The organism is Pseudochrobactrum sp. AO18b, from assembly GCF_000409565.1.
GTDB classification, from domain to species: domain Bacteria; phylum Pseudomonadota; class Alphaproteobacteria; order Rhizobiales; family Rhizobiaceae; genus Pseudochrobactrum; species Pseudochrobactrum saccharolyticum.
Window position 1 is genome coordinate 1 of sequence record NZ_ANNO01000150.1, and the last position, 9,377, is coordinate 9,377.

At 53.4% G+C, this 9,377-nt stretch carries 8 protein-coding genes; 6 read left to right on the top strand and 2 right to left on the bottom strand.

The window, feature by feature from the left end; all coding sequences use genetic code 11:
- Window positions 1-64: 64 nt before the first annotated feature.
- Both uxuA and A918_RS19665 read right to left on the bottom strand, forming a co-directional pair.
- On the bottom strand, window positions 65-1,273 hold the full coding sequence (gene uxuA, locus A918_RS0106330) for a mannonate dehydratase (RefSeq protein WP_022710245.1): 1,209 nt from the start codon (window positions 1,271-1,273) through the stop codon (window positions 65-67).
- Between the two features lie 70 nt (window positions 1,274-1,343).
- Complete coding sequence (locus A918_RS19665; protein ID WP_022710246.1) at window positions 1,344-2,054, bottom strand: GntR family transcriptional regulator; 711 nt, start codon at window positions 2,052-2,054, stop codon at window positions 1,344-1,346.
- Window positions 2,055-2,286: 232 nt separating this feature from the next.
- On the opposite strand from A918_RS19665, the gene uxaC reads away from it, so the two are divergent.
- The 6 genes from uxaC (at window position 2,287) to A918_RS0106365 (ending at window position 9,366) form a co-directional block, all read left to right on the top strand.
- Window positions 2,287-3,687, top strand: coding sequence for a glucuronate isomerase (gene uxaC / locus A918_RS0106340; protein WP_022710247.1), 1,401 nt, complete (start codon window positions 2,287-2,289; stop codon window positions 3,685-3,687).
- Window positions 3,684-5,180: a mannitol dehydrogenase family protein gene (locus A918_RS0106345; protein ID WP_022710248.1), complete on the top strand. Its 1,497-nt coding sequence runs from the start codon at window positions 3,684-3,686 to the stop codon at window positions 5,178-5,180. Before uxaC ends, A918_RS0106345 begins: the two co-directional genes overlap by 4 nt.
- Before the next feature lie 119 nt (window positions 5,181-5,299).
- Entirely contained in the window at window positions 5,300-6,478 is a 1,179-nt protein-coding gene (locus A918_RS0106350; RefSeq protein ID WP_022710249.1) for an extracellular solute-binding protein, read from the top strand.
- A gap of 59 nt (window positions 6,479-6,537) precedes the next feature.
- Window positions 6,538-7,617 (top strand): ABC transporter ATP-binding protein, encoded by a 1,080-nt coding sequence (locus A918_RS0106355; RefSeq protein WP_022710250.1) that lies wholly within the window; start codon window positions 6,538-6,540, stop codon window positions 7,615-7,617.
- Window positions 7,618-7,625: 8 nt separating this feature from the next.
- Window positions 7,626-8,525 carry an ABC transporter permease gene (locus A918_RS0106360; RefSeq protein ID WP_022710251.1) on the top strand — a complete coding sequence of 300 codons (900 nt, stop codon included), beginning with the start codon at window positions 7,626-7,628 and terminating at the stop codon, window positions 8,523-8,525.
- 1 nt (window position 8,526) lies between these two features.
- Window positions 8,527-9,366 (top strand): ABC transporter permease, encoded by an 840-nt coding sequence (locus A918_RS0106365; RefSeq protein WP_022710252.1) that lies wholly within the window; start codon window positions 8,527-8,529, stop codon window positions 9,364-9,366.
- The last annotated feature ends 11 nt before the right edge of the window (window positions 9,367-9,377 follow it).

Consider the following 9,377-nt stretch of genomic DNA (forward strand, 5'->3'; position numbering starts at 1 on the left):
GCCCACCCGCCACATGGTCAGACGGATGAAGGACAATAACCGGACTGTTCTGACGGGTCATCGCTCACCCGCCCGCCTTTGCCGAACACAAAGCACCGGCATCCAATGCAGTGATTACCCCGCGCAGTTCTGCAAGGCCACGTAACCGCCCGATAACCGGATAACCCGGTGTCACCTGTTTTGCCAGATCATCCAGCATACGGTGACCATGATCGGAGCGGAAAATAATCTTTGATCCGCTATCCCGCTTGCGGTCTTCCTCGACCAGCGCACGCAGCAATGCAACCATATCCACATCGCCTTCAAGATGAGCGGCTTCATAGAAGCTGCGTCCGTCACCCTGTCGCGTGGTTGCCCGTAAATGCGAGAAATAGATACGTGATGCAAAGCGGCGCGCCATTGCAGGCAGATCATTATCCGCCCGCACACCAAGACTGCCGGAACAGAAACACATACCATTGGCCGGAGACGGCACCGCATCAAAAATCGCTGCATAATCGGCTTCATTTGAAGCAATGCGCGGCAGTCCGAACAGGGAGCGCGGCGGATCATCCGGATGCAGGGTCAGGCGCACACCCAACTCGTCCGCAACAGGGGTCACTTCTTCCAGAAAGGCAATCAGATTTTGTCTCAGCTTATTGGCATCCACATGCGCATAAGTTTCCAGCTTATCGCGGAAAGCCGGTATTGTCAGCGGCTCGGTTGTCGAACCCGGCAAAGCACTGGCAATATTGAAAATCAGCTGATTGATTTCAATCTCGCTCATTGCCTCATAGGTTGCGCGGGCGGCAAGACGGTCAGCCTCGGAATAATCCTGTTCCGCATTTTTACGCTGCAAAATATGCAGATCAAAAGCAGCAAAACGATCCTGATCAAAACGCATGGCAGTCGCGCCGCTTGGCGTGACATAGTCCAGATCGGTGCGGCACCAGTCCACAACCGGCATAAAATTATAACAAATGACTTTAATATCATGTGCCGCCAAAGCCTCCATTGAGGCAATCCATGCGGCGATATCCTGTTTTGCAGCACCGCCTTCACGCTTGATCGCATCTGAAATCGGGATGCTCTCCACCACAGACCAGACAAGCGGCGTGCGGTCAGCAGGGGTATTTTCAATCAGCGTCTTGCGTTCTGCAATCTGACCAGATGTCCATGCCTGTCCGATCGGCACATCATGCAAAGCAGATACAATATCTGTCGCTCCGGCCTGACGTACAGCATCCAAAGGCACACCGGCATCCGGCCCGAACCATCTCCACGCTTGACGCATTAACCCCTCCTCCGAATAAGTTTTTATATTTTATGATTTTGAAAATCTGCGGCAGCAGACGAACACCTGATCAGACAAAGAAGTCCGGATGGCTTTTCCGCAACTCGTCAATATCAGGCAGAACCGCGCTGAGATGATGCTTCATCGCCTTTATCGCTTCCGGTGCATCTTTGGCGGCAATGGCATCCCTGATAAGTTTATGTTCGCGCAAAACCTGATCCATACGCCCCAGCACCGGAACGGTCATGCGCCGTGCACGGTCGATCTGGATTTTCACAAGCTTCAGATGTTGCCAGATGCCGGGATAACCGGCGATTTCCGCAACAGTCTCATGGAAAGCATCGTCTGCTTCATGAAACAATCCGAGCTTTTCACGGCTGGCATGGAATTGCTGCATATCAATCAGCTCATCCAGCTTAGCGACGGCTTCCGGTGTTGATGATAATGCCGCGTGTTCCGCCGTCGCTCCTTCCAGCGCCTGACGGATCACCACAGATTCCGGTATCAGATCAACCGGAATGCGCGCCACGAAAGTACCGGACTGCGGGAAAATATCGACCAGTCCTTCTTCAGCCAGACGAATAAGCGCCTCACGCACCGGCGTGCGACTCACACCGAATTGCTCAATAAATGTTTTCTCGTTCAGCGCCGTGCCAGGCAGCAGCTTCATTGCAACAATATCCGCCTGTAATGCGCGATAAATCAGCTTTGCTGCGGTTTCACGTCCTGCGGCAGGCCGCCTTCCTGAGGATATCTGCCCGAATGTCGGCTGCGTATTCAATCTTGTTCTCCTGCCTGAATCTCAAATCTTCAGGTCTTGTTTATCCGCTCGCAACTGCGATCCGAAACAAAAAATCCATGCGCTGTTGACATACTAATATATTATTATTTACTGTTCGCCAAGCGCCGGATGCAAATTCTGTACAAGACGGATCAAAAACCGCAGACAGAAAAGCCGGACAGCAATGACGGGAAACAGACCTCAAAGTCTGCCAGGGAGGAAAAGACCAGCAATGGCACTCAATCCGGATCGCCTTCTGCCTGCGGAGGCTGACAGCCGCGCCATAGCGCGACGCTTATTCGCATCGGTCGAAAAACTGCCGATCATCTCCCCGCACGGGCATACCGAACCGTCATGGTATGCGACAGATGCCGCTTTTCCCGATCCGGCAACCCTGTTTGTCAAACCCGATCATTATATCTGCCGTATGCTGTACTCACAGGGCATTCCGCTGGAGCAATTAGGCATTGCCCGTCTGGATGGCACAGCGGTGGAAACTGACAGCCGTACCATCTGGCGATTATTTGCAAAACACTGGCCTCTGTTTCGCGGCACACCGTCCCGCCTCTGGTTTGAACATTCTCTGGAGAGCGTTTTCGACATTACGGAACGTCTCAGCGAGAACAATGCCGACCGGCTGTATGATCTGATTTCCGAGAAGTTGGCGACGCCGGAAATGCGTCCGCGCGCGCTATATGACCGCTTCAATATTGAGGTGATCTCCACTACGGATTCCGCCAATGATCCCCTGACACATCATGATGCGATCCTTAGCTCAGGCTGGCATGGCCGCGTTGTGCCCGCCTACCGGCCGGATGCAGTGGTTGATGCATCCCGACCAGACTTTCATAGTGAACTGGAAAAGTTTATCACACTGACAAATAATCCGATGACCTATCAGGGTTATTTGCAGGCGCACCGCAACCGCCGCGCCTATTTCAAGGCACGCGGCGCAACATCCACCGATCACGGTCACCCGACTGCACAGACAGCCAACCTTTCGGCAGGGGAAGCGGAAGCACTGTTTGAACGGATCATCAAACAGCCTGTCAAACCGGAAGATGCAGAACTGTTCCGCGCACAGATGCTGACCGAAATGGCACGTATGAGCATTGATGATGGGCTGGTCATGCAGATCCATCCGGGCTCATACCGCAACCATAATCCGCAAGTTTTCTCCGCTTTCGGCTTTGACAAAGGTGCGGATATTCCGAACCAGACCGGCTATGTGAAAGAACTCAAACCATTGTTGGATGCGCATGGCAATGATCCGCGCCTGACGCTTATTCTGTTTACACTGGATGAGACGGCTTACAGCCGCGAACTTGCACCTCTGGCAGGACATTACCCTGCCCTCAAGCTCGGCCCCGCATGGTGGTTCCATGACAGTCCGGAAGGGATCAGACGCTATCGTGAGCTGACAACGGAAAGTGCCGGTTTCTACAATACTGTCGGTTTCAATGACGACACCCGCGCTTATCTCTCCATCCCCGCCCGCCATGATATGGCACGCCGTGTGGATTGTGCCTTCCTTGCCCGTCTTGTTGCTGAGCACCGCCTTGATGAGGAAGAAGCCTATGAAGTCGCTCATGACCTCAGCTACCGGCTGGCGAAACAGGCTTATAAACTATGACCGGAACACTCAATTCTCTATCCGATAAAGCCTTGACCGATCTGCCAGCAACTGTGGGCAAGCCTGCCTATAATCGTGCCGATCTGAAAACAGGGATAATCCATTTAGGTATCGGTGCATTTCACCGTGCGCATCAGGCGGTGTATACGGAGAATATCCTGCAGGATGACCCGAGCTGGGGCATTACCGGCGTTTCTCTGCGTAGTCCCGACACCAGAAATGCGCTCGCCCCGCAGGATTATCTCTATAGTGTTGCCGTGCGTGATGGTGCCGGTGAAAAACTGCATGTTATCGGCTGTCTCACCGATATTCTGGTCGCACCGGAAAATCCGGAAGCCGTGCTGCAAGCCATGTGCCAGCCAGATATCCGCATTGTCACGCTGACTGTGACCGAAAAAGGCTATTGCTACGCCCCCGCCAGCCGCACGCTGGATGAGAGCAACAGCGATATTATCCATGACCTGAAACACCCGCATGCACCTCGCTCTGCACCTGGTTTTCTGGTCGAGGCTATCAGGAGAAGACACGCATCAGGACTACAGCCTTTCACAGTTCTCTCCTGCGATAATCTGCCTGCCAACGGAGAAACACTGAAGCGTATAACTCTCCGGCTTGCCGAACTGACCAATCCGGAACTTGGCCGCTTTATCGCGGAACATGTTGCATTCCCGTCCAGCATGATTGACCGCATTGTACCGGCGACCACCGATCAGGATCGCGCAAGTGTCAGCCGTGCTTTGAACGTGAAAGATCAATGGCCGGTCTGCACAGAACCGTTCAGCCAATGGGTGATTGAAGATCACTTCCCTTCCGGTCGCCCTTCATGGGAAAAATCCGGCGCAAGTTTTGTCCGCGATGTCGCCGCGTTTGAACTGATGAAACTACGTTTGCTCAATGGCAGTCACTCCACACTTGCCTATCTCGGCTTTCTCGCCGGTCATAAAACCGTATCCGCAACCATGGCCGCTGCCGATTTCAAAACATTCATCCGCGCCATGATGGATGAGGAAATAACGCCGACACTGCCCGCTCTGCCGGATTTTGATCTTTCAACCTATAAAGACCAGCTGATTGAACGGTTCTGTAATCCGGCTCTGCATCACCGGACTGCGCAGATTGCTATGGACGGCTCGCAGAAACTGCCGCAGCGCCTGCTCAATACAATCCAGAACCGTCTTCTGGCCGGTCAGTCTTTTGACCGTCTGGCATTGGGTGTTGCCGCATGGATGCGCTTTGTAACCGGTAAAGATGAAAACGGACAGGCTATCGACATTCGTGATCCGCTGCGTGATCAACTCTTACAGGCAACGGCGGGGCTCACCACAGCACAGGATATACTGAATGTATTGCTGGCTTTTGACAGTATTTTCGCGTCCGAACTCACCCAAAATGCACGTTTCAAAGCCGTCACCTTACAGCAACTTGAAACATTACTGACAAACGGCGCGACTAAAACAGTTCAGGATTTCAAGTCCGTAAATACCAAGGCGTAAAAACGGGATATTTTTTGCTTGCCCTGCAAAATTGATAGACTAATATATTAAAATAAAAGAGCGGCCTTTCTGAGGAGGCAGGCCGCACTACCAATAAAAAACAACGGGGAGGAACAGTCATGCACTTCACACGCAGACAGACATTGGGTGGTCTGGCAGCTCTTGCTACACTTCCGGCAACAAAGCTCTGGGCACAGAGCAAACTGGCACTGCCGACATCGCCGGTCGCAATCAACATTGTTGACGTCGCCGGCAATCTGGCGCTGACCCAGAAAGCAATTGAAAATTATGCTGCAGCTAAACCGGAACTGGTTTCAAAAATTACTTTCACCAAAGCACCGGCACCCGAACTTCCGGGCAAGCTGAAAGCGCAGCAGGCCGCCAAGCGCCTCGATATTGATCTGGTTTTGACCGGCGCGGATGCGCTGGCTGCCGGACTGGAAATGGACCTGTGGGTCAAGCTGTTTCCTGACCACACCGCAGCCTTACCTGACCTGCAATCCATTTATCTGGAACCGGCATGGCGCATGCAGGCCTTTGCCAAAGATCACGGCGTTGCAGTCGTCTATTATCCGTCGGGCCCGCTGCTCGAATATATGCCTGAGCATGTGAAAAAAGTACCAAGCAATGCGGAAGAACTGCTCGCATGGGCAAAAGAAAATCCGAATAAATTTGCCTATGCCCGTCCGGCCAATTCCGGCCCCGGCCGCACATTCCTGATGGGACTGCCATATCTGCTCGGCGATGCAGACCCGCGCGATCCGGTCAAAGGCTGGGATAAGACATGGGCTTATCTGAAAGAGCTGCATAAATATGTTGAATATTACCCGACCGGCACCGGCGCTCTGATGAAAGAGCTTGGCGAAGGCACCCGTCATATGACTGTGACCACAACCGGCTGGGACATCAATCCGCGCGTGCTTGGCGTCGTGCCTAAAGAGGCAGCCGTTGCCAAACTGGATGGCTTCCACTGGGTTGCCGATGCGCAGTTTATGAGCGTGCCGAAGGGTGTCAGTGATGAAAAACTCGCTGTTCTGCTCGATCTGATGAGCTTCCTGCTCACCCCTGAGCAGCAGGCCTATACCTATGATGAAGGCTATTTCTATCCGGGTCCTGCGGTCAAAGATGTGCCGCTCTCCATGGCACCGCAATCCAGTCAGGATGCCATCGCAGAATATGGCCGCGCAGAATATGCCGACTGGATCGCCAATAATCCGGTGGAGCTGCCGCTTGATCCGGATGCCATGGTCGTTGCGTTCCGCCGTTGGGACGAAGAAGTCGCCAGCCAGCCAAAATAAAACCGGTAAACGACGGATGTCATCTGCCTTTCAGGTGACATCCGGCAATGAGGTATTCCATGCAACTTGCGTCACTACCCTTTGAGGAAATCCGGCTTGAAAAGCTCAGCCGGTCTTTCGGAGCTCATCAGGCATTAAAAGGCATCTCCCTTTCGATCAAAAAAGGCGAGTTTATTGCCCTGCTCGGCCCGTCCGGCTGCGGAAAATCCACAGCATTGAACTGTATCGCCGGACTGCTCGCGACAACGGGTGGTGGTATTTTTATTGATAAAACCCGTATCGACACCCTGAAGCCGGAAAATCGCGGTTTCGGTATGGTGTTTCAGAATTATGCACTGTTTCCGCATATGACTGTACGCCAGAATGTCGGTTTCGGCCTGAAAATGCGCGGCACCCCCAAAGCGGAAATGAACAGCCGTGTGGAAGCCGCCATTGCCATGGTACGTTTGCATGGTCAGGAAGACAAATTGCCGGGGCAGCTATCGGGCGGCCAGCAGCAGCGTGTTGCCATTGCCCGCGCCATCGTGATTGAACCGCCTCTGGTTCTGATGGACGAACCATTGTCCAATCTTGATGCCAAGCTGCGCTTGGAAATGCGCGCTGAAATCCGCCGCATTCATAATCAACTTGGTGCCACAACAATTTATGTGACCCATGATCAGGATGAAGCCCTGTCGCTGGCCGACAGGATTGTGGTGCTCCGCGATGGTGAAATCCGGCAGGTCGGTTCACCGGTCGAGCTTTATGAACATCCGGATCATCTGGATGTCGCTGAGTTCATGGGCTACCGCAACCGCCTCTCCGGTAAAGTTATCGCCGAACAGAACGGCAAGGTGACACTCGATATCGGCAATGCCCATATTTCCGGTACCGCGCGGGTACCGCTGACCGTCGGGCAAAATGCTGTTCTTGCAGTGCGACCGGATGATGTGAGCACCACAGCTGCAAACGCATCAACCATCCAATCAAATATTCTGGCTAAAGTTGAGACAATTGAATATCGCGGCCGCGATTTTGTCGGCACTGCCAGTACCGATAATGCACATGAGCTGGTGTTTCACGCTTCAGCAAATGCAGCACCAGGCAGCGCTATCGCGCTGGCTATCGACCCTGCCCGTGCTCTTGTGTTTCCGGCGTGAGGTGACACATGAACACCTCTTCCGATCTTGAAAAACTGTCACTGCGACAAAGGCTCGCCGTCAAAGGGATCGACGGCACAACCATGCTGGTTCTGCCTGCGGTCATCTTCCTGCTGGGGGTCTTTATCTATCCGTTCATCTATGGCTTGCTGCTCTCCTTCACCCCGCAAGAGGGGGAAGGTATGCTAGCCAATTATATCAAATTCTTCTCCGATCCGTTTTTGTATAAAACCATCGGAACGACTTTGTGGCTGGCCATTCCTGTCACGCTGATCAGCCTGCTGATTGCTGTGCCGGTGGCATTCCGTGTCCGGTTGATGCGCCGTCAACGCCTGCTCACCACCATTCTTGTTCTGCCGGTCACATTAGGCACGGTGCTGGTGGCCGAAGGTTTGCTCAATTATCTTGGGCCTCAGGGCTGGTTCAGCCGCACGCTGATGTTTATCAGCCTTGTCGACAGCCCGTTAAAGCTGACCAATAATTACTGGGGCGTCTTTGCTTCCTTGATTATTACCGGCTTTCCTTTCACCTTTTTGCTCACTTTGTCTTATGTCACCGGTATTGATCCGGCACTGGAACAGGCTGCAGCAACCCATGGTGCTAAAAGCTGGCAGCGCTTCCGCCACGTCCTTCTGCCGCTGCTGATGCCGGGACTGGCAATTACCTTCTGCCTGTCTTTTGTGCTGGCTTTCGCAGTCTTCCCGTCCGCCGTATTGCTTGGCGCTCCGGCAGGGCCGACACGCGTCATTTCCATTGCCGCCTATCAGGCAGCCTTTGAGCAATATGATTATTCAATGGCATCCGCCGTTGCCATGATTATGGCCACTGTGCAGTTGGCGATTGTTGCGGCAGTCCTTGGCATACGCAGTCTGTTTTATCGCGGCGCGACCAGCGGAGGTAAAGGCTAATATGATCAGAGATACCTCTATCGGATCCAAATTATGGATCACCGCCGTATGGGTCATTGTTGCCTTTTTTGTCATCAACCTGCTGGCAATGATTGCAACAGTCGTGCTCTCGTCTTTTTCAACGCGATGGCTCGGCACATGGCTGCCGCAGGCACTGACGACGCGCTGGTACTTCACCGCTTGGCGGGAGTTCCAGCTCGGTGATGTGCTGATTGTCACCTTCCAGATCGTCTTCACAGTTGTGGCTCTATCCGGTCTGCTCGGCGTTACAGCAGCCTATGCCATGGCGCGCCGCAATTTCCCCGGTCGCAATCTGGTGATGCTGTTGTTTTTGCTGCCATTGCTGGTGCCACCGATCACCTTCGGTATTCCGTTGGCCACTGTGCTCTATCAGGCGGGTGTCGGGGGGACATTCTGGGGTGTGGTGCTGGCCAATCTGGTACCGACCGTTCCCTTTGTTATTCTGGTGATGATCCCGTTCATCGAGCAGATTGACCCGAAAGTGGAAGCGGCTGCCCATGTCTTTGGTGCGAATAAATTCCAGCTGTTCCGCTATGTGCTGATGCCGATGCTGCTGCCCGGTATTCTGGCTGCATTGCTGCTGGTACTCGTCCGCACAGTCGCCATGTTTGAGCTGACATTCCTCACCGCAGGACCAACCAGCCAGACCCTTGTTGTGGCACTCTACTATTCCGTTTTTGCCTCGGGCGTACGCTCAGTCCAGTCTATTGATGCCATGGCAGTGATCTATATGATTACCACTCTGGTATGGCTGTTGCTGGCACTGCGCTTTGTCAATCCGACACAGATTGTTGCCCGCGCCAAACAGTCTAACAATTAAAAAATACACCC

What these genes read in the sequence shown, in the direction of transcription:
- uxaC (WP_022710247.1), top strand. Translation starts at nt 2,287, where the DNA reads ATGGCACTCAATCCGGATCGCCTTCTGCCTGCGGAGGCTGACAGCCGC.
- A918_RS0106345 (WP_022710248.1), top strand. Translation starts at nt 3,684, where the DNA reads ATGACCGGAACACTCAATTCTCTATCCGATAAAGCCTTGACCGATCTG.
- uxuA (WP_022710245.1), bottom strand. Translation starts at nt 1,273, where the DNA reads ATGCGTCAAGCGTGGAGATGGTTCGGGCCGGATGCCGGTGTGCCTTTG.
- A918_RS0106365 (WP_022710252.1), top strand. Translation starts at nt 8,527, where the DNA reads ATGATCAGAGATACCTCTATCGGATCCAAATTATGGATCACCGCCGTA.
- A918_RS0106355 (WP_022710250.1), top strand. Translation starts at nt 6,538, where the DNA reads ATGCAACTTGCGTCACTACCCTTTGAGGAAATCCGGCTTGAAAAGCTC.
- A918_RS0106350 (WP_022710249.1), top strand. Translation starts at nt 5,300, where the DNA reads ATGCACTTCACACGCAGACAGACATTGGGTGGTCTGGCAGCTCTTGCT.
- A918_RS0106360 (WP_022710251.1), top strand. Translation starts at nt 7,626, where the DNA reads ATGAACACCTCTTCCGATCTTGAAAAACTGTCACTGCGACAAAGGCTC.